We start from the raw sequence: 19574 nt of genomic DNA, 5'->3' as shown, positions 1-19574 counted from the left end.
CCCACCCGCCCCCGCAAGAGAAGAAGGAAAACGCTAAACCAACCGCTCCGCTGTTCCCCCCTCCCCTTGCCCGGTCGTTGTCAAGGAAGATGTCGCGTCAGCTAGGCCGTTTTTGGTGTGGGTTGTGGCTCCTGTTTAAGGGGTTTTCCTGGATTCAAAAGCACGACGGTGACGGGCTCCCAGTTGCGGAGCACCACGCCGAGGCGTTGCAGGGTCGCGAGCATGGTGACGCCCTTCATCGGCGTGCCGTTGTCCGAATGCAGCACCAGGGTATGGCAGGGTACGCCTTCGCCTTGATGCGCCGCGGTGAAGACCGCGGCGGCATGCTCGGCGCTTTCCTGTTCGAAGACCTCCCAACCGACGATCTTGCGACTGAAGACGTCCATGATCAGGTACAGATAAAAGAAGCTGCCCTTGAGCGTGTTGGCCAGATCGGTGGTCCCAGCTCCACACCTGGTTAGGTGCCGTCGCCTGCAGCGGCGCGGGACGCTGCCCTTCCAGGTGCGGCCCGTGACCAGTTGAAAGGGGCGGGTGCGGATCTCCTGTCCGGCCGGCAACACCGATGATGGTCGAGACACCCCAGCCCATGCGGCAGCACTCGAGCGCCTGTCGCATCACGTCGACGTTGCCGATGCACTCGGCGGTGCGGCGGGATAGATCTTGGCCAGGGCGATTTCGGGCACGACCGTATAGTCGGAGAAGGTCGAGCAGCCCATGTAATGGAAGACCGGCTTGCCCTTGTGCGAGAAGCGACCTGTCCCGTCCGATCGGCGGAAGGGGGCGCTGCGGGCGCGACGCACAATCGAGTGTTCCCACAGAAGACCGATCGCGATGACACGACCGAATTCTGCATCAGGCTACGCCGATCCGACCGACAGGTAATGTATGCCCCACGGGAGACGCGGCCCGAATGTCCTGCCACGCCGGGTGCGCGTCGATCAGTGACAGCGCTTTTTCCAGCAGGGTCTTACCCGGCTCCATCTTGAACCAGGTCGAGGCGCCCGATGGATGCGGGAGCGGGATGAGGTCGGCCTCCAAACCGCTCGGGGAGCGATAGGGCCATTGGGCTCCGACGACGTCGTTCAGACGCTTGGACGCCATGAACTGGACGATGGCGAGCTTGCCGACCGGGATGATCAATCGGGGCCGTGCCAGCTCGACCTCCGTTCGCCACCAGCCCGTGCAGCGCTCGACCTCGGCGGCATCGGGAACCCGGTCACCGCCTTTCGGGGCTTTGCCGGGGAAGCAGCGGCAGACCGCGCTCATGAGGGCACGGCTGCGAAAGCTCGGCTCGTCGATCCCGATGGACTCGAACCAACGAAAGAGTGTCTTGCCGGCGGTCCAACAAAACGGGATGCCTTGCAGGATCTCGCGGGTGCCCGGGGCCTGACCGACCATCATGACCGGCGAGACGACCGCCTGACCATGTACGGGCGGCCCCTGCATCCCGGGGCAGCGCCGGCAGTCGACGAGATCGAGATACAGTCGCGCGAGCGCATCGACGCCTTCTAGTCCCTCGCCCGAGCTCATGCCCGGAGACGCCGCAGGATCTTTTCGATCTGAGCGCGATGCGTGCGATTGTGGATCGCGGCCACGGCGTGCCACTGACGAGCATTGAGCGGACCGAACCAAGGATGCGGGTGACGCTCGCGCGAGCGCAGCGAGCCCAGCCGCTGGACCACGTCCGTGTAGCGTTCGACCGCCGCCCCCAACGCGTTGATCCGGTCCGGTCCGGCATCATCATGCGGCCGGACGTCCTCCAAAACGATCTCGGCACCGTGATTGTGATCGGTGCAGATCGCGTGGATCAGCACCATGACGGCGGTATTGACCATCACCAAGTGGTCAAGCGTCATGTAGACGGACCAGTCGCGGCTACTCTCCTCGATCCCCGGAAAGCGCGCGATCCGGATCCGAGCCCTCCCCTGCTCTTCCGAGAGACCTTGCGCGAGCGTTCTGGCCTGCAGGGCATCGCGTCGGAACGCCCGCAGGATCACTGCCGGGGACACGAACGAGGCGTAGAGACGCAGACCGAGATCCGCAGCGCGACGCTCGTGCCACGGGATCAGGGCGCGCAGCGGGTCGAGGTCGTCCGGTGCGCCGCCACTCATGATCGGCCCTTGCCCCAGGTGTCGCGCAGCCCGACGGTTAGATTGAAGACCGGCCGCTCGAGCGTCGCATCGGCATCGACGACAAAATAACCCTCGCGCTCGAACTGGAAGCGCTCGCCGGGCGCCGCGCCCTGCAAGGCGGGTTCGAGGACCGCGTCGGTCAGGATGCGCAAGGACTCGGGATTGATGTCGCCGCGGAAATCCGCTCCACCGCCACCCGGTATCGGAGTTCGGAACAGACGGTCGTACAACCTGATCTCGGCACGAACCCCGTGCTTGGCCGAGACCCAATGAATGACGCCTTTGACCTTGCGGCCCTGCGGATCGCGGCCGAGCGTGTCGAGATCCGCGCTTGCATGCAAGGCGACGACCGTACCGTCGTCATCCCTCACGACCTCGTCGCAGCGAATCACATAACCGTTGCGCAAGCGGACCTCGCCGCCGGGGACCAAACGCTTGAACCCCTTCGGCGGGATTTCCTCGAAGTCGGTCCGGTCGATATAGATCTCGCGACCGAACGGGACCGCGCGTTCGCCCATCGCGGCATCCTTAGGATGATTGCGCGCCGCGATCGACTCGGTGCGGCCCTCGGGATAGTTGACGATAACCACCTTCAAAGGTCGCAACACGGCCATCCGGCGCGGCGCCGTCGCATCCAGGTCTTCGCGGATCGTGCTTTCGAGCAGTGCCATCTCGACCAGGTTGTCGGATTTGGTGATCCCGACCCGCTCGCAGAAGTCGCGGATCGCACCCGGCGTATAGCCGCGGCGTCGCAGGCCGGCCACGGTCGGCATCCGCGGGTCGTCCCAGCCGTCGACATGACGCTCGCCGACCAGTTCGGTTAAGCGCCGCTTGCTCATGACCGTGTATTCGAGATTCAGCCGGCTGAACTCGATCTGACGCGGCTTGCAGGGTACCGAGACGTTGTTCACGCACCAGTCATAGAGCGGGCGATGGTCCTCGAACTCGAGCGTGCAGAGCGAGTGCGTGATGCCTTCCAGCGCGTCGGAGATGGGATGGGTATAGTCGTAGGTGGGATAGAGACACCAGGCGGAACCGGTCTGATGATGGACGACCCCGTGCTTGATGCGATAAAGCACCGGGTCTCGCAGGTTGATGTTCGGGGAGGCCATGTCGATGCGCGCGCGCAGGGTGCGGGCGCCGTCCGGGAACTCGCCGGCACGCATCCGCTTGAAGAGGTCGAGACTCTCCTCGACCGTGCGATCGCGGTAGGGACTGTCGCGGCCCGGCTCGGTGAGGGTCCCGCGGTAGTTGCGGGTCTCCTCGGCATTCAGGTCGCAGACGTAGGCCAGACCCTTTTCGATCAACTCGATGGCGAATCCGTAGAGTTGCTCGAAATAATCCGATGCGAAATAGACCCGATCGCCCCAGTCGAACCCGAGCCAACGCACATCCGCCTTGATGGAGTCGACGAACTCGACGTTCTCCTTGTGCGGGTTGGTATCGTCGAAGCGCAGATTGCAGGTGCCCCCGAACGCCTGCGCAAGTCCGAAGTTCAGGACGATGGACTTGGCGTGCCCGATATGCAGATAACCGTTCGGCTCCGGCGGGAAGCGCGTGACGATCCGCGCGTGCTTGCCGGCGGCAAGGTCGGCCTCGATGATCTGGCGGATAAAATTGGTGCGTGGCGTCTCGACGGTGTCGCTCATGATGCTCTTAAACCGCGCCCAGCGCGGTATGCGATGTTTTTGGATGGGATCGGCCCCGGCAGACTTGACGACCGCCGGAGCCGGCGCGGTTTAAGGCGAACTCCGGAAACCTTCATACCAGGGGCGTAGGTTGTGCCGAGCCGTGCGAGGCACAACCAAACGTAGGAGCAAGTTGTGCTTCCTATCGTCAGCACAACCTACGGGTATGGAAGTTTACAGAAATCGCCTAAGATATTAAAAGCTATATTATTTCCGCGCCCCCGCTAAGGGCAGTGGATGGACCGAACGTCGAGCTCACCCGAAAGTCAGCATCTCACACTGGACGCAGTTTAACCGAGATCGGCGGGTGGGCCGTGCGATCGCGGAATCGGCCCCGGGCACCGCATTCTAGCGCTTGGCGCCCGGATTGAAAGGGTCGCGGGAGGTTCGTAATCACGCCCGATGCCAACGAGTGAACGACGCACTCGCCGCAGCAAGTTGCGCTATCCTGAACGACCATCCGTCCAAGACAGGCTCAACCCGATCGAGGTTCTCATGCTGGTTACATTTCGAACCACGGCGTATGCCGACATCACCATGTTCGGGGACGTGGCCGTCACCCTCCTCAAACTGATGGGACACAGCGGTGCGGTCCCCGGGGCGCTCATGCCGGAGGACATCCCGGCGGCCCTGGCGAAACTCAAGGCCGCAGTGGATGAGCATGCGGAGGAGCCGCTCGACTCGACTTCGAGCGTTACTCAAGCTGCTCCGCAGGACGGCAAAGAGGGCCAGTACGTGAGTCTCGCCCATCGGGCGCTACCCTTGATCGAGCTGCTCACCGCAGCCGCTGCAGACGGTGCGTATGTGATGTGGAACTGATGCACGCCCGACGCGGTTGTGGATCAGGGTGTCACCCCGCTCTCCGCGACCTCGACCATGACCTCGTTGCGCCGCATGAACCACAGCGAGAAGGGTGAGTTGTAGCGCGCATAGACGGGCGCGGCGACTTGGTTCAGGCCGGCCTCCTTGACCGCGCGCAGGAGTTGGGTCTCGTTCTCGCGATAATTTTTCTCGCTCCAACCTCCCGAGTAGCGCCGCACGGCCATCAGCTTGCCGGGCTCTTCACGCAACCGCACCCGCGGGTCGACGGGCTCGGGCAGCTGATCCACCGTAAAGCGATCGGGCATGACGAAGCTGACCACGAAGCTGTCGCCATCGGTCCCGCTCGCCGGGCGCTGAACCACGGGTGCGGTCATCTCGATGCGCTCACCCTCCTGCACCGCCGGCCGCTGGCTGACCGGCGCCGTCATCTCGATCTTCGTGTTCGCCCGGTTGTCGCCGAAGATATAGCCGGCGAGGATGCGAAATGCCTGATTGCCGGCCTCGTCGAAGGGGCCCGCGACCTCGGTTTCAGCAACCGCATACGACGGATAACGACGAAGCTCGAAATCGGCAAAAGTCCGAACGATCGTGTAATCGGGTTCCTCGACGGCCATCGCTTCGGTCCCTCCGAACGACAAGAGAAAGGCGCAGACCAGGGTCGGCGTGTGCAGAGTGTTGGATCTTGATCCGATCATCAGAGGCGCCCATTGTTTCCGGTATCGACAGCGGCTTGGAACGAGAAGATGGAGGTGGGGACGTGAAGGTGAAAGGTGGAAGGTGGAAGGTGGAAGGGAAAATGACGAGCTCAACTCGGCACTCCCACCTCGACAAGCCGCTCGGCCTGTCTCAAGCGAATCCGGCGCCGCTTAAACCTAAAGGCTGGAGGCTGACAGCTGACAACTGAAACCGATCCCGGACCGCCAACGACACCGACAACACCATTCCGCACGGCCGCGCCCACCTCGCCTGCGCTCAGGCATCGCCCGGGCGATCGGGCAGGTCGGGCGGATTCAACTCGAATGCCCGTTGGATCAATTCCGGATCATCGACCCGAATGACGAGCTGAAACCGGCCTCCCGGTCCGACCCGGTAGGGCTTTCCGAAGAGGTCGATCATCGCGCCGGGTGCAGCACAGCCGTTGACGCGCAGCTCCGCCTCGATCAGCTCGGCGCCGCCGGGCGACGGCTGGCCGTAGCGCATCGGCGCAGTCGGCGATCGAGTGCCGTTAGGTTCGGCGCGCGGGGCCGGCTCGGGAGATACGCGTTCCTCCTCCCCTCCCCAGCCCCCTCCCGCAACCGGGGAGGGAGTGCGCTCGCACAAGGCTTTCGCGCCCCTCTCTTCCCTTGCGGGAGGGGGCCGGGGAGAGGTGATCGGAACGGGTGCCTCGGGAGCCGTCATACCTTCCCTGGGTATCGCCGAGACGGCGTCTGTCCACCTGGGTGCACCTGAATCGGACGCGAAAGACGGGCTCTCGTATTGCCGCATGGCATCGGCATCCGCGACAACGCGGGGCGCCTTGAGCACGGACATGGCGCGATTCTTGGCTAAAATATCGACGGCGCGGATTCCCGGCGCGGTCTCCACCGCGTCGACCGCGGGCAGCGGTGCAGAAGCAAGACGCGGTGGATGGGCTGCCGGCAGAGTCTGAACAGCGGTTGCGGTTCCTGCAAACGGAGGCGTCTCGGGCTGGACCTGCGGGCTTGCTGCCGGATGCGCGCGCTGCTCCAAGCGCACGTCGACCCGCGCGCCATGATCGATTGCGTTGGCCCGTGCCAGCATCACCCAACCGCCCGAGGCATCGCTCAGGCCCAACTCGGCGTCGTAACGCGCCGGCCCTGGATCAACCGAAAAGACCTGCTCCCCGTGGCCGCCCGGACCGCGCAGTTGCAGGGTCATTTCCTTCACCGGCGTTGCAACGTCGGCGTGCAGACGCCGCAGACGCAGGACGGGCACGGGCTTGGGGCCGTCGCGCCGGAATCCGGCCGCGGCCGGGATGACGTCGTCGCCCGAGAGGTGCCAGAAGGCGCAGAGTCCGCTGTCTCCTGCACTCGCCAGCACGAGAGACGTTCCGCGTTCGCGTAACGGGAACCGTCGAACGAGCGGATGCTTCACTCCGCGAGGCCGCCTAAACCAGGCTCGGTCGCGTCCGCCGGGGACGTCGATGTGAGCGCGATCTCCGCCTCGTCCAGTGCGAGCGATGCGTCATGGGTCCGTGCGCGCAGGTGGGGGATCCAGGAATCGCCCCAAAAGAGAAAGCAGCTGGTCTCGGCCTCGAGGATCAAACGACGGGCACGCGACAGGGATTCGCCGCACTGATCGGTCGCGTCGGCAGAGCCACGCAAAAGCTGCCAATAACGGGCACTGAGCCGTGCCACCTCCGCGACGGCTTCGCGTTGGTGCTCGCTGCCGGCCCACTGGGAGAGATCCTCCCCGGAGGTGGATCCGACATTCCAGGCACCGGTTTGGATCTGCGCATGGGCGGTCGGTGTCACCCGTCGAAGATAGTCCCCGAGGCGGACCGGGATGATCGGGCAGGTTCCGTCGCGAACCTGCTCCATGTAAGGCGCGAAGAAGTGGCCGAAGAATCCGGATGGCTCATGGGTCTGGCGAAACCAGCCGCCGTTCTCGCCGTCCGACCAGGTCGTCACCAGCCGTTTCTCGTCCGGCCGCGGCGAGCCTGCGGTCCGCCATAGGACCTCGTCGCGAAACCAACGTGGATTCAACCCACTCTCCTGGGCGTTGGAGACATCGCGATCGCGCGGGACAACGCTGATACAGACGCCCTCGTGGCACGCAATATAAGGGCGAAAGATGTCGCTGATGCCGTCCTCCGGGCGGACATGCACCCCGTCGACGACCACGTAGTCGTAACCGGCCTGCACCAGCGCGGGGATCATCGCCATCGTGAAGGCCATCTCCGGGGGCCAAAAGCCGCGCGGCGCGCGGCCGAAGACCTGCTCCATCTGCGCGCGCCCCAAGGCAAGCTGCTCAGACCAATCGGCATGCGGGATTAAGGGGAAGATGGGGTGGGAGTAGCCCATGCCGATCAGCTCGATGTTGTCGGCTTCGCGGTAGCGCTCGAGCATCTCCGGGATGTCGACGATGTGACGATACCGGTCGACGATCTCGGGATCGAGGAGCTGCTTGAGCAAAACACCTGAAAAACCGACATGTAGCCTTGCGACGTCGCGATACTGCAGGGCATAACGCGGCACGCGCTCGTAGCAGCGGATGATCTCCTCGGCCTCCCAAGGATTGGCATCGATCAGGAGGCGCAGGTTGCCGGGCGGCTGGTGCATGTGCAACCCGAGGGCGTGATAAATGTCGGTCCGAGTCATGAATCACCACAGTCAGGGGTGCCTGGATGGATCGCCGGCGCCGGGGAGTGATGGGTTTCGCTGCGCTCTACCCATCCTACGCCCTTGTGGGGCGCGTTCTCGCTCAGCGTCCCTCGAAGATCTGAATACTGCGAGGGCGTACCAGGACGGAGGCTGTTTCGAGCGCGATCTGATCATCGGGCAGGATCAGATCGGTCGGGCTGGCCCGTCCGGTGTCGAGCGCGGTGTGCCAACGACACTGCTCGATCGCCGGAATCTCGAAGCGCTTCGCCTCGGCATCCATGTTGATGAGCACGCAAAGCAAGTCATCGTCTTGCCGCGCGCGCGCCATGGTAAAGGCGAGAACCCGCGCATCCGGGTCGTCCCAGGGCGGATTGCCCGGCGCGGTCCCGTGCCAGACCACATCCGGAAGTTCGCTGCCGTTACGCGGCTGACCGGATAGGAAGTGGCGTCGACGCAGACTCGCATGACGCTTGCGCAAGGCGATCAATCCGCGCACGAACCGCAGCATGTCGCGATTGTGCTCGACCAACGACCAGTCGAACCAGCCCAGCGGGTTGTCTTGGCACCAGGTGTTGTTGTTGCCCTGCTGGGTGCGCAGCACCTCGTCGCCGGCCAAGAGCATCGGGATACCCTGGCTTATGAACATCAGGGTCAGGAGGTTTTTGGCCTGACGCCGGCGCAGCGCGAGGATCTCGGGACTCTCGGTCTCGCCCTCGACCCCGCAGTTCCAGCTTAGGTGATTGTCGGTGCCGTCGCGATTATCTTCGCGGTTGGCGCGATTGTATTTTCGCTCGTAGGAGACGAGGTCCCAGAGGGTGAATCCGTCGTGACAGGTCACGAAATTCACGCTGTTGATGGGCTGACGCAGGTTGGCCTGATAGAGGTCGCTGCTGCCCGCAATCCGGGTTGCGATCTCCGGAACCAGCCCCGGGTCGCCGCGCACGAAACGCCGTACGCTGTCGCGAAAGCAGCCGTTCCATTCCATCCAGCGATAGCCGGGAAAGCTGCCGACCTGATACAGGCCGGCGGCGTCCCATGCCTCGGCGATGATCTTGGAGGCGTTGAGCGTATCGGAGAGCTCGATCGCCCAAAGTACGGGCGGGTTGGCCATCGGCCGACCATCCGAGTCACGCGCCATGGCGCTGGCGAGATCGAAACGGAACCCGTCGACGCGCATCTCGCGGACCCAATACTCAAGGGCGTCGATGATGAAACGGGACACGACGGGGTGATTGGCGTTGACCGTATTGCCGCAGCCGGTGAAGTCCAGATAGATGCGCTTGTCCAGGCTGTCCAGGCAGTAGAAGGTCTCGTTGCTGAGTCCCTTGAAGCTCATGGTCGGGCCGCCGCTGCCGCCCTCGCTGGTGTGGTTGAAGACCACATCCAGGATGACGCCGATGCCGGCCTTGTGCAGGGCCTTGACCATGTCGCGGAACTCGCGCCGATGCGTGCCCTGCTCGGGGGTGACGCAGTAGCCGGGATGGGGCGAGAAGAAACCGAAGCTGCTGTAGCCCCAGAAATTGCGCAGCCCCGCCTCCCAGACGCCCGGCGGGACGTCCTGCTCGTCGAACGCCATGATCGGCATCAGCTCGACATGGGTAATGCCGAGATCCTGCAGATAGGGGATCTTCTCGATCAAACCGAGGAAGGTCCCGGGATGCTGCACGCCCGAGCTGGCATGGCGGGTAAAGCCGCCGACATGCAGCTCGTAGATGATCGTCTGCTCGGTCGGGCGGCGAATCGGCGTGTCGCCTTCCCAGTCGTACTCTTCGGCGAGAACCAGGGCGCGGGGCGAGTCATGCGGCCTGACCCCGTTGTTCAGGCGATTCCAGCGATCCCAATGCGACAGATTGACCGCGCGCGCCCAGGGGTCCAACAACTCGGTCCCGGCATCGAAACGCCAACCGTGCGCACGGGGCTCGAACGGACCTTCCATGCGCCAGGTGTAGTGCGTTCCCGGCGGCAGGTCCACGACCAGAACGTGCCAGTAGAAGAAGGTGTGGTTGACCTCCGGATCCAGCCGGATGATCTGGAAGGGCTCCGCGCTGTCCGCGCTGCGATAGAGCAGCAGCTCGGCCCCGCAGGCATGGCGGCTGAACACGGAAAAGTTGACCCCGTCGTCTTCGACGCTCGCCCCGTTGGGGTAGCGTCGACCCGGGAGGATCTGAAAAGGACCTTGATCGACTGACATGGCTGTGATGGCTGAGATCAAACCGAGCGAGCTCGGTAGGGTTGGCGGCGTCGGCGGACCCGCGAAAGGGCATAGAATAACACGCGACCCGTTAACCCGGATCCGTGATGAGTCCCGGAATGCACGCTGATTGGACCTCGGGATGGGTAAGACCGAGCCAGCATCGTGACCAGTACAGCGCGGCAGATCTGTCGAAACCGTTCGTTGTCGTTGTCGTTGTCGTCATCGACTATCGATACGACTACGACTACGACAACGACAATGATCTCGGACGGTCTCGGAATCTCTGCGCCACTCCACTAACGGCCGGCAACCTTCATCGGGGGACGATCCACCCAGCGCCAGGCGGCGAGCAGCCCAAGCGCCGCGGCACCGGATGCGAACCCGAAGGTGACCCCAGCGCCCTCGGCGCTCCAGAGCAAACCTCCGATCAGACTGCCGAGCGCCCCGCCCGCGCCGAAGCTCAGGCTGTTGTAGAGCGCCTGTCCGCGCCCCTGGGTGCGTCCGCGGAAATACTGGTGGACGAGATGGATCGCGGCGGCATGGAAGGTCCCGAAGGTGGCGGCGTGCATAAGTTGGGCAAAGATCGCAACCGGCGGGATCGCAACGAAGGTCCCGATGAGAAGCCACCGTACGACCGCGATCGCCAGGCTCCAGATCAGGACATGACGCGCACCGAAACGCTCCAGCAAGTTGCGCATCGCGAGAAACACCAGCACCTCGGCCACGACGCCGAGCGCCCAAAGTGCTCCGATCGCGGAGGTCGAGTACCCCACCGCCGCGAGATGAATCGAGTAGAAGGCGTAATAAATCCCGTGACTCGCCTGCATGAGAAAGCAGGCGGCGAGGAACGCCATCACGTCCGGACGCGCCAGGATCACGCGCAACGACGGGGTGGCCTGATCCCCGGTGACGGGCGCGCTGTCCGGGACGGTCAGGGTCGAGAGCCAGATGCCGACGAAGAGGATCAGCACCCAGATCGGCACCACGCTCATCGGTGCGGACTCCAACTGCACGCCTAGGATCGCCACGACCAGGATGAATCCGACCGAGCCCCATAGGCGGATCAGGGCATAGCCGGCGGGCCGATGCCGCAGATGATTGAAGGTGACCGCCTCCATCTGCGGAAGCGATGCGTTCCAGAAGAAGCTGAACAGGACCATGGCTGCGGCGATGGTCCAGAAGCCGTCGGCCGGGAAGACACCGAGAAAGGTCACCGCCGAGACCAGCGAGGCGAGACGCACGATCGGCATGCGCCGGCCGGTGATGTCGACGATATGACCCCAAAGCATCGGTGCCACGATCTTGGTGCCCACCAGGATCGCCATGAGCTGGCCGATCGCCAAGGCGTCGAACCCCTTCGATTGCAGATAGGGCCCCCAAAAGGGCACCAGTGCGCCGAGCGCGGCGAAATAGAGGAAGTAGTAGCCGGAGAGTCGCCAGTAAGGCATCGCATCTGGCCAAGCGCTGAACCGCGTCCGGTGTGACATGCTTTCTCTGCGCCTTGGATCGACCTTGCGCTGCCCCATCAAGGTCATCGTCGACGCGGTTCAGTTCATTGGATTCTTGACCGCACCACGTCACGCAGAGGTCGTGGCCGGGAATGACGCGAGACAGGTACCGAACCGCCTCCTGTCGCCGCGGAACCGGCTCAGGCGGCGATAGGCGGGGTGGGCGGCACCACGCCGGCGTTTTGGCCGCGGTGCCTCAGCAGGTGATCCATCAGGACCAATGCGAGCATGGCCTCGGCGATGGGTGTGGCCCGAATGCCGACGCAAGGGTCGTGTCGGCCTTTGGTGACCACCTCCGTCGCGTCACCGGCGGTGTCGATGGTACGACCCGGCAGCCGAATGCTGGAGGTCGGCTTCAACGCGATGCGCACCAGCACATCCTGACCCGAGGAGATCCCGCCGAGAATGCCGCCGGCGTGGTTGGAGAGAAACCCCTCCGGGGTCATCTCGTCGCGGTGCTCGGTGCCCTTCTGCTCGACGCAGGCGAAGCCGGCGCCGATCTCGACACCCTTCACGGCGTTGATGCTCATCATGGCGTGGGCGATGTCCGCATCGAGCCGATCGAACACCGGCTCGCCGAGACCCGTCGGCATGCCGCTCGCCACCACTGTGATGGCCGCGCCGATGGAGTTGCCTTCTTTGCGCAGGTCGTCCATGTACTCCTCGAGACGAGGCACAGTCTCGGCACAGGGGCAGAAGAAGGGATTGCGCTCGACCTGATCCCAGTCGAGGCTCGCGGGACGGATCGGGCCGAGTTGCGACAGATAGCCGCGTACCGAGATGCCGGCGTGCTCGGCTAGATACTTCTTGGCGATCGCCCCGGCCGCCACCCGCACGGCCGTCTCGCGCGCCGAGGAGCGCCCGCCGCCGCGATAGTCGCGTAGACCGTATTTCTGATCGTAGGTATAGTCGGCGTGCCCGGGGCGATAGCGCGCGGCGATCTCGGAGTAATCCTTGGAGCGCTGGTCCTCGTTGCGAATCAGCAGACCGATCGGCGCGCCCGTGGTGCGGCCCTCGAACACACCCGAGAGGATCTCCACCGTATCGGACTCGCGCCGCTGGGTGGTGTGACGCGACTGCCCGGGCTTGCGCCGATCCAGATCACGCTGCAGATCCGCCGCTGCAAGTGCGAGCCCCGGCGGACAGCCGTCGACGACACCGCCGATGGCCGGACCGTGACTCTCGCCGAAGCTGGTAAAAACGAAGACGCGCCCGAAGCTGTTGCCGGACATAATCAGTAGGCCGGGGGCTGAACGGTTTCCGTGGGGTCGAGCCAGGCATTGCCCCTGGAGAGGATGTCGCGCGTCAGGGTACTGGTCGCCTGGTGCAGACGCACGCCGTTGAGGATGTAGTCGTAGCGCGAGCTCAGATAATCAAATTCGGCTTGAAACAACTGACGCTGGGCATTTAGAACGTCGACCTGTGTGCGGGTTCCGACCTCTTGGCCGGCCTCCGTGGATTCAAGCGATGAGCGCGCCGAAACGACCGCCGCCTGCCGTGCCTGGACGTCGGCAATGCTCGACATGACGCCGCGAAAGGCATCCTTCACCTGTTGGTCGACACGTCGCCGCGTGGCATCGAGCTGGTCCTGCGTCGCACGGAAGGTGAAACCGGCCTGACGCGTCCGTGACGCGACCGCGCCGCCTTGGTAGATGGGCACGTTGACGGTCAATCCGACGAAGCCTGTATCCGAGTCGGTGTTGAACTCCGCCCCCGATCGCGCGATGTCGTAGCCGGCCTGCAGATTCAGCGAGGGATAAAAACCCGAACGCTCGATCTCGATGGATTTCTTAGCGGCACCGACCGCCTCGCTCGCAGCGATGATGCCGTAGTTCCCGCGCATGGCCGATTCAGCCCAGACATCGATGTTGTTCGGGTCCGGCGGAGCAAGCGGCAGCTTATCGCCCAGACGCGCGAGCGGTACGCGGATCGGGCCGACGATCCTGCGCAGCGCCTCCCAAGCATTGTCGAGTAGGTTCTGCGCCGAGATCAGGTTGGCACGCGATTGATCGTAGGCGGCCTGACTATCGTTGACATCCGTAATGGCGACCAGTCCGACCTCGAAGCGCTGCCGCGATTGCTCGAGCTGGCGCTCGTTTGCCCGTACCAGCGCGGCCTGCACAGTCACGGCGTCGGCCGCACGCAAGACCTGGAAATAGGCATCCGTCGTATCGACCATCAAGGCAATCTGGGCGTCGCGATACTGCGCCTCGGCCTGCGCGATGATGTTGTCCGTCTGACTCAAGGTCATCCAGTTGGCCCGGTTGTAGACCGATTGGCTCACCACGGCTTGGACACCCTGGGTGCTGAAGGTATCGTTCCTGCTGAAACTTGTTCCGAAACTGCTGGTTCCGCTCGACTTGACGTTTTGATAGTCCGCCGTGCCGACGACGCTCAAATTCGGCAAGAGTAGGGCTTGAGCTTGAGGTTTCACCTCGCGGGTCGCGAAGAGGTTTTGTTCGGCCTCGCGAATCGTCGGGTCGCTCTGGACCGCCAGGTCGTAGATCTGCAGGAGATCTTCGGCTTGGCTCGCCGATGCCAGACCGTAGAGCAATGCGGCGATCAGGGTCGAAAGGCGTGTTCGCATATTGGATTCCTTGGTCGGGCTCGCGGGGTCAGGTGATACCCTGAAGGACGCCAGTATAGGGGACAACAGGGCCGGCTCTCAATCTACGGACCCTCCAGCAACCCAGCCTACGATTGTCGCTCCATCGAATTCGAGTGGATGTTCTGGATCAGCGGAGATAACTCGGGAAATGGGTACGATGACACGCAGCACCTTCCGACCGGCTTGGTGGCTACCCGGCGCTCATCTGCAAACGCTTTGGCCAAGTCTGTCGCGGCCGCGTCCGCGGCCCGATCTCGCGAGACGACGCATCGAGCTGGCCGACGGCGATTTCATCGATCTGGCGATCGGCCGTGGCGCAGGGCCGCGAGTCCTGGTGATCCACGGGCTGGAAGGCGGACTCGAATCGCACTATGCCGCGACCCTGGTTGCCCGCCTGGAGCGTGAGGGCTACCAACCCATCTTCATGTTCCTGCGCGGCTGCTCCGAGGAGCCGAATCGGCTCGACCGTGCCTACCATTCGGGTGCCACTGAAGACCTGTCGGAGGTCCTCGGCATCCTCGGTGCAGACCCCGAGGGTGCACCGGCCGCGGCGATCGGGTTTTCGCTCGGCGCGAACCTGCTGCTGAAGTACCTCGGCGAGACCGAGCAGCCCGCCGTCGGATCGGCTATCGCGGTGTCGGTCCCCTTTGTCTTGCGCGATGCCATGCTCAGACTGGATATCGGTTTATCCAAGATTTATCGGGGCTATCTGCTTGGAAAGCTCAGGATCAGTCTGCGGCGGAAGTTCGCGGGGAGGCGCTTCCCGCTCGATGTCGACCTTGACGCCATCCGAGACTTCAACGCCTTCGACGACCGTATCACCGCACCCCTGAACGGGTTCAAGGGCGTCTTCGATTACTACAGCCGGGCGAGCTGCCGGCAGTATCTGCCGTCCATCCGCACCCCGACACTCATCATCCAAGCCGCCGACGATCCCTTCATGTTCCCGACCACCATCCCTTGGGAGCATGAGCTCGGCCCCGGTCTCACCCTGGAGCTCGCCGATCACGGTGGCCATGTCGGGTTTATCGACGGCCCCTGGCCGTGGCGTGCGCATTACTGGCTCGAGGACCGGATCGTCCGGGGTCTGAGTGAGACAGGGCCGCGCGAGGTCGGCCGTTATTAGAGGCTATAGATTCCCCGAGGTGGGGCAACTTAGGTGATTTCCGCGAAGCATCATCCCCGGAAGAACTGAAAGGGCAGAAGGTTTCCGGAGTTCGCCTTAGCTCGCCCACACGCCCCGACGGCCCCGACGTGCATGCGCCGTCGGGATCTTCACTCCCGAAACTCGCCTAAGCCGGGGTACGTCCGGTCAGCCTCTGCAAGACTTCCAGCCCGGCATCCTTGTCCGAGCAGCGCAGGATCGCCGACCGATCGGCCGTGCGGGTGTCGAGATCGATCCGGACGCCCTGCCCCGCCGCGGCCACGCGCTGCGCATCGTCGATTCGAACCTCGCCGAAGACCGAGATCACGAAACCGCCCGGAATCGGCGGCGGCGGTGCGAAATCGGCCTCATCGACCAGCGCGACCCAGGCCGGGATGAAATCGGGACCATAGAAGTCAAAGAACCCGTTCGAGCCCCGCAAATGCACCTCGATCGGTCGCCCGCCGATCATCTCGAGGTTGCACAGACCGCTGTAACCCTTCAGATGGCCGGCAACCCAATCCGCAATCACCGGCTCCAGGTCCGGGAGAGTGGCACCGACATCCCAGTAGATCGGTCGCTCCCGGTTCTTCTCGTCCGAGCCGCGCGTATGGGCAAACCAGACCGCACGCCCGTCCTGCGCCAGACAATCACTGCTGGTGTGCGGACCCTCAAGGCGCTCGCACCAGAAGCTGCCCGGCTCGCTCGGCACGGCGTCGGCCGGAACCGCACGCGCCCGCACCGCCATACCGGCAAGGTTGACGATGGGCTTGACGAAGACAAGCGCATCGGGCGCGATCCCGCAGTCGCGCGGGTCGACACCGCAAGGTGCGGCACGCAGACCCGCGTCGAGCGCGAGCGAGAGTTTGTCGTAGACCTGTCGATGCGCCGGATTGAGCCGCCAAGCGGCGGCATCGTTCACCCCGACATCGCGCCTGGGCGAAGGTCTAAACAGGTGCTCGCGTTCAGGTAGGACGCCGATGAAGGGCACGGTTCGGGGACCTCGGGTTCGGGGTTCGGGGTTCGGGGTTCGGGTTAGCCTCCTGCCTCCTGCCTCCTGCCTCCTGCCTCCTGCGACCAGCTATCAGCTATCAGCTATCAGCTATCAGCTATCAGCCATTCGAGATCAAAAAACCCTTCAACGCACAAAGGCTAACGCCTCCAGCCCATCATGCTCCCGGCTGGAGGCTGGAGGCTGGGGGCTCTACCTCACCCGCTCCACCTGACACAACAGCGACTTGAACGGCGGAAACCCGCTGATGGGATCCAGGTGGCGGTCGTCGGTTAGCTCGTTGATGTTGGCGTCGTTTCGGCCATGGGTGCAGTGCACCACACCCGGCTTGATCCGGTCGGTCACCTTGGCGAGGAAGCGCACCGCCCCGCGCGGGGAGCTGATCGTGACTGGATCACCGTTCTCGATGCCGCGCGGTGCGGCGTCGTCCGGATGGATCTCGGCCAAGGGATGGGGAATCGCGCGACGCATCCGCTCGATGTAGTTGTGCTGGGAATGGGTGTCGAACTTGGTGCGTGCCCCGCTGGTCAGGACCAGCGGATAATCGACCGCAAGCGCGGGTGTGGAGATCGGGCTCTCGGGCGGCTCGCGATAGATCGGCAGTCCGTCGTGACCGGCCTCGCGCAGCTCGACCGAGTCGAACTCGACCTTGCCTGACCGCGTGCGAAAACCGCGCAGCCGATAGAGTCGATCGGCGTCCATGAACCCGTTCTCCACCAGATCCTCGATCGCCTCGGCGTAGACGACGACGCCGTCCGGGTTGTCGTAGACCTCCCGGCGGATCTCCTCCGGGATGCCCTCGGCCGCCTCGGCCCAGGAGGCCGCCAGATCGCCGTTCCAGAACTGCTCGGCCATGCCGAGTCGCACGCCGAGCTGCAGGAAGATCTCGCCGTCCGGCCGTGCCTCGCCCTTGGGCGCGACGATCGGCCGGCGATAGCGCAGCTCGCCTTGATAGGCGCAGCCGGGATAGGCGATCAGCGCGGGACGCTCCAGACTGGTCGCCGCCGGGAGCACGAAGTCGGCCATGCGCGTCGCCGGGTTGTGGAAGAAGTCGGTCGCGACGAAAAAGTCGAGCGCACCGAGCGCGCGCTCCATCCGCTTGGAATTGGGCCACATGGAGGTGTTGATGCCCATCGCCAGCAGGGCGCGGATGGGTTGCGGGCGCCCGTCCAGGATGCAGTCGGGCAGCAGCATGCTCTGGGCCGCCGGCCAATACCGCGTCCAGACCGGATAGACCTCGTCGCCGACGCGCGGCGGGAGATGGGTGCGGCAGTAGTCGAACAGCTCGATCGGTTTGGGCGCGGCCTTGTCGTTGAAGAAACGGTTGCCGCCTTCGCGGTCCAGGTTGCCGGTCACCGCCGAGAGCAGGATGACCGCCCGGTGGTTCTGGAAGCCGTTGCTGTGCTGTACCGTCGCGGTGGGGGAGAGTGTGATCTGGGCCGGCGGGGTGGTCGCGAAGAGCTCGACGGCGGTGCGCAGATCCTGCTCCGCGATGCCGCAGATCTCGGCGACACGCGCGGGCGTGAAGTCGCGGACATAGTCTCGAAAGCCCTCGACACCGTTGGCCCACTCGTCCAGAAAGGCTTGGTCCTGCCAGCCGTTTTCAAAGATCAGATGATGGAAGCCGAGCGCCAAGGCCCCGTCGGTCCCCGGACGGATCGCCAGATGGACGTCAGCCTCCTCGGCGAGCGGCGTGCGTCGCGGATCGACCACGATGAGGGTCTTGCCCGGCCGGCGCAGCACCAGCGGATGGGTGTCGAAGGGCGGGATCGAGCCGCGCGGGTTGGTCGACCAGATCAGATGACAGCGCGTCTTCGGTGAGACCACCGTGGACGTGGTTTTGATCTTGTAGCCGAAGGTCACCTTCTCGGCCACCATGGTGGCGGAGAAGCAGCAACCGCTCTCGGTCAGGTAGTTCGGCGAGCCGAAGGCATGTGCCAGACGCTGCAACTGGGGCCGCGCCTCCTTGGTGTAGCCGGCGAAGAAGCCCACGGCGGGCGCGCCGTGCTCGGCCTTCGCGGCGCTCAGACGCTCGGCGATGGTGTCGAGTGCTTCGTCCCAGGAGACGCGCTCGAACGCGCCGCTCCCGCGCGGCCCGACGCGTTTGAGCGGATAGAGGATGCGCTCGGGATGATTGCGCCGGTCCAACTGCACATAGCAGCGCGGACAATCAGGGCCTTGGACGCGGATCGGCTCGCCGTCGTCGTCGAGCTCGACCTGAATCCCGCAGTTGGCATCACACTCGTAACAGGTACTGGTTTTCCACGACATGCGGCGAGAATCCTGAAGCTCCTTGTAGCGATGCACTGGAATTCGAGCCGATAGGCACGAATTCAAGCCGTTCATGCACAGTCGACGGGAATCAACCGATGCTGCGATTCGACGGGGTCTTCAAGGAATACGGCGGCACGCTCGCGCTTGCGGGTGTCGACCTGGATGTGTCGGAGGCGCAGACGACGGTTCTGATCGGCCCGAGCGGTTGCGGCAAATCCACACTGCTGCGCCTCGCCGCCGGCCTGATCCGGCCCGACCGCGGCCAGGTTTGGTTCGAGGGCGCTCGGCTGGACACCGGGAACCTGCGCCCCGCCCGGCTGCGCATGGGCTACATGATCCAGGACGGCGGACTGTTTCCGCATCTGAGTGTCCGCGACAACGTCACCCTGATGGCGCGCCGGCTGGACTGGCCGCGCCAGCGTCGCGAGCAGCGTCTCGCCGAACTTGCGGACCTGGTGCAACTCCCGACGGCGATGCTGGCACGCTATCCGATTGAGCTCTCCGGCGGCCAGCGACAGCGCGTCGCCCTAATGCGCGCACTCATGCTCGACCCCGATCTGTTGCTGCTCGACGAGCCGCTCGGGGCGCTTGACCCCATGATCCGCTTCGAGCTGCAACGCGAGCTCAAGGCAATCTTCGCCCGACTCGGCAAGACGGTGCTGATGGTGACGCATGACCTGGCCGAGGCGGTCTTCTTCGGGCATCGGATCGTCCTGCTGCGCGCCGGTCGCATCGTCCAGCAGGCCGAGCCGCGGGTGCTTCTCGACAGTCCCGCCGAGCCCTTCGTCGCGCAGTTCGTGGCGGCGCAACGCGAGCCGCAGCGGGTTTTGCTGGGAGCGGGAGGATGAGGC

The 19574-nt window shown here is 64.4% G+C and carries 15 protein-coding genes and 2 pseudogenes; 3 read left to right on the top strand and 14 right to left on the bottom strand.

The genetic code is table 11. The features are described from left to right. Nucleotides 1–191: 191 nt before the first annotated feature. The 5 genes and pseudogenes from AADX97_RS10805 to AADX97_RS10785 all read right to left on the bottom strand — a co-directional run. Nucleotides 192–492, bottom strand: a pseudogene (locus AADX97_RS10805) (transposase); the annotation flags it as partial. Then, a pseudogene (locus AADX97_RS10800) lies at nt 489–764 on the bottom strand (hypothetical protein); the annotation flags it as partial. The pseudogenes AADX97_RS10800 and AADX97_RS10805, both read right to left, overlap by 4 nt. A gap of 88 nt (nt 765–852) precedes the next feature. Next, nucleotides 853–1530, bottom strand: coding sequence for a uracil-DNA glycosylase family protein (locus AADX97_RS10795; protein WP_374236751.1), 678 nt, complete (start codon nt 1528–1530; stop codon nt 853–855). Beyond that, nucleotides 1527–2111, bottom strand: coding sequence for a DinB family protein (locus AADX97_RS10790; protein ID WP_374236750.1), 585 nt, complete (start codon nt 2109–2111; stop codon nt 1527–1529). Before AADX97_RS10790 ends, AADX97_RS10795 begins: the two co-directional genes overlap by 4 nt. Next, complete coding sequence (locus AADX97_RS10785) at nt 2108–3781, bottom strand: glutamine--tRNA ligase/YqeY domain fusion protein (RefSeq protein WP_374236749.1); 1674 nt, start codon at nt 3779–3781, stop codon at nt 2108–2110. Before AADX97_RS10785 ends, AADX97_RS10790 begins: the two co-directional genes overlap by 4 nt. 534 nt (nt 3782–4315) lie before the next feature. On the opposite strand from AADX97_RS10785, the gene AADX97_RS10780 reads away from it, so the two are divergent. Then, nucleotides 4316–4639 carry a DUF1840 domain-containing protein gene (locus AADX97_RS10780; RefSeq protein ID WP_374236748.1) on the top strand — a complete coding sequence of 108 codons (324 nt, stop codon included), beginning with the start codon at nt 4316–4318 and terminating at the stop codon, nt 4637–4639. A 23-nt stretch (nt 4640–4662) separates the two neighbouring features. On the opposite strand, the gene AADX97_RS10775 is transcribed toward AADX97_RS10780, so the two are convergent. The 7 genes from AADX97_RS10775 to AADX97_RS10745 form a co-directional block, all read right to left on the bottom strand. After that, the gene (locus AADX97_RS10775) at nt 4663–5337 is read right to left on the bottom strand and encodes a heme-binding protein (RefSeq protein WP_374236747.1); all 675 of its coding nucleotides are present in this window, start codon (nt 5335–5337) and stop codon (nt 4663–4665) included. A gap of 277 nt (nt 5338–5614) precedes the next feature. Beyond that, complete coding sequence (locus AADX97_RS10770) at nt 5615–6700, bottom strand: hypothetical protein (RefSeq protein WP_374236746.1); 1086 nt, start codon at nt 6698–6700, stop codon at nt 5615–5617. A gap of 50 nt (nt 6701–6750) precedes the next feature. Next, nucleotides 6751–7980 (bottom strand): glycoside hydrolase family 57, encoded by a 1230-nt coding sequence (locus tag AADX97_RS10765; RefSeq protein ID WP_374236745.1) that lies wholly within the window; start codon nt 7978–7980, stop codon nt 6751–6753. 103 nt (nt 7981–8083) lie between these two features. Further along, entirely contained in the window at nt 8084–10174 is a 2091-nt protein-coding gene (glgX, locus tag AADX97_RS10760; protein WP_374236744.1) for a glycogen debranching protein GlgX, read from the bottom strand. Nucleotides 10175–10473: 299 nt separating this feature from the next. Then, nucleotides 10474–11625, bottom strand: a complete 1152-nt coding sequence (locus AADX97_RS10755; protein WP_374236754.1) for an MFS transporter — start codon at nt 11623–11625, stop codon at nt 10474–10476. Between the two features lie 200 nt (nt 11626–11825). Beyond that, a complete protein-coding gene (aroC, locus tag AADX97_RS10750) occupies nt 11826–12917 on the bottom strand; it encodes a chorismate synthase (protein ID WP_374236743.1) in 1092 nt (363 codons plus the stop codon). A gap of 2 nt (nt 12918–12919) precedes the next feature. Beyond that, entirely contained in the window at nt 12920–14272 is a 1353-nt protein-coding gene (locus AADX97_RS10745; protein ID WP_374236742.1) for a TolC family outer membrane protein, read from the bottom strand. 169 nt (nt 14273–14441) lie between these two features. Between AADX97_RS10745 and AADX97_RS10740 the strand changes: the two genes are divergently transcribed. Beyond that, complete coding sequence (locus AADX97_RS10740; protein ID WP_374236741.1) at nt 14442–15419, top strand: hydrolase; 978 nt, start codon at nt 14442–14444, stop codon at nt 15417–15419. A 166-nt stretch (nt 15420–15585) separates the two neighbouring features. Here the strand turns inward: AADX97_RS10740 and AADX97_RS10735 are convergent, their stop codons facing one another. Further along, nucleotides 15586–16428: a hypothetical protein gene (locus AADX97_RS10735; protein ID WP_374236740.1), complete on the bottom strand. Its 843-nt coding sequence runs from the start codon at nt 16426–16428 to the stop codon at nt 15586–15588. 213 nt (nt 16429–16641) lie between these two features. Next, nucleotides 16642–18720 carry a molybdopterin-dependent oxidoreductase gene (locus AADX97_RS10730; RefSeq protein ID WP_374236739.1) on the bottom strand — a complete coding sequence of 693 codons (2079 nt, stop codon included), beginning with the start codon at nt 18718–18720 and terminating at the stop codon, nt 16642–16644. Between the two features lie 98 nt (nt 18721–18818). On the opposite strand from AADX97_RS10730, the gene AADX97_RS10725 reads away from it, so the two are divergent. Next, nucleotides 18819–19571 (top strand): ATP-binding cassette domain-containing protein, encoded by a 753-nt coding sequence (locus AADX97_RS10725; RefSeq protein ID WP_374236738.1) that lies wholly within the window; start codon nt 18819–18821, stop codon nt 19569–19571. Nucleotides 19572–19574 lie beyond the last annotated feature (3 nt).

This window comes from Thiocapsa sp. C2-2m, from assembly GCF_041903745.1.
Lineage (GTDB): Bacteria > Pseudomonadota > Gammaproteobacteria > Chromatiales > Chromatiaceae > Thiocapsa > Thiocapsa roseilacustris.
The sequence above is the reverse complement of the archived record's forward strand: the minus strand, read 5'-3'. Positions and strand labels throughout refer to the sequence as shown.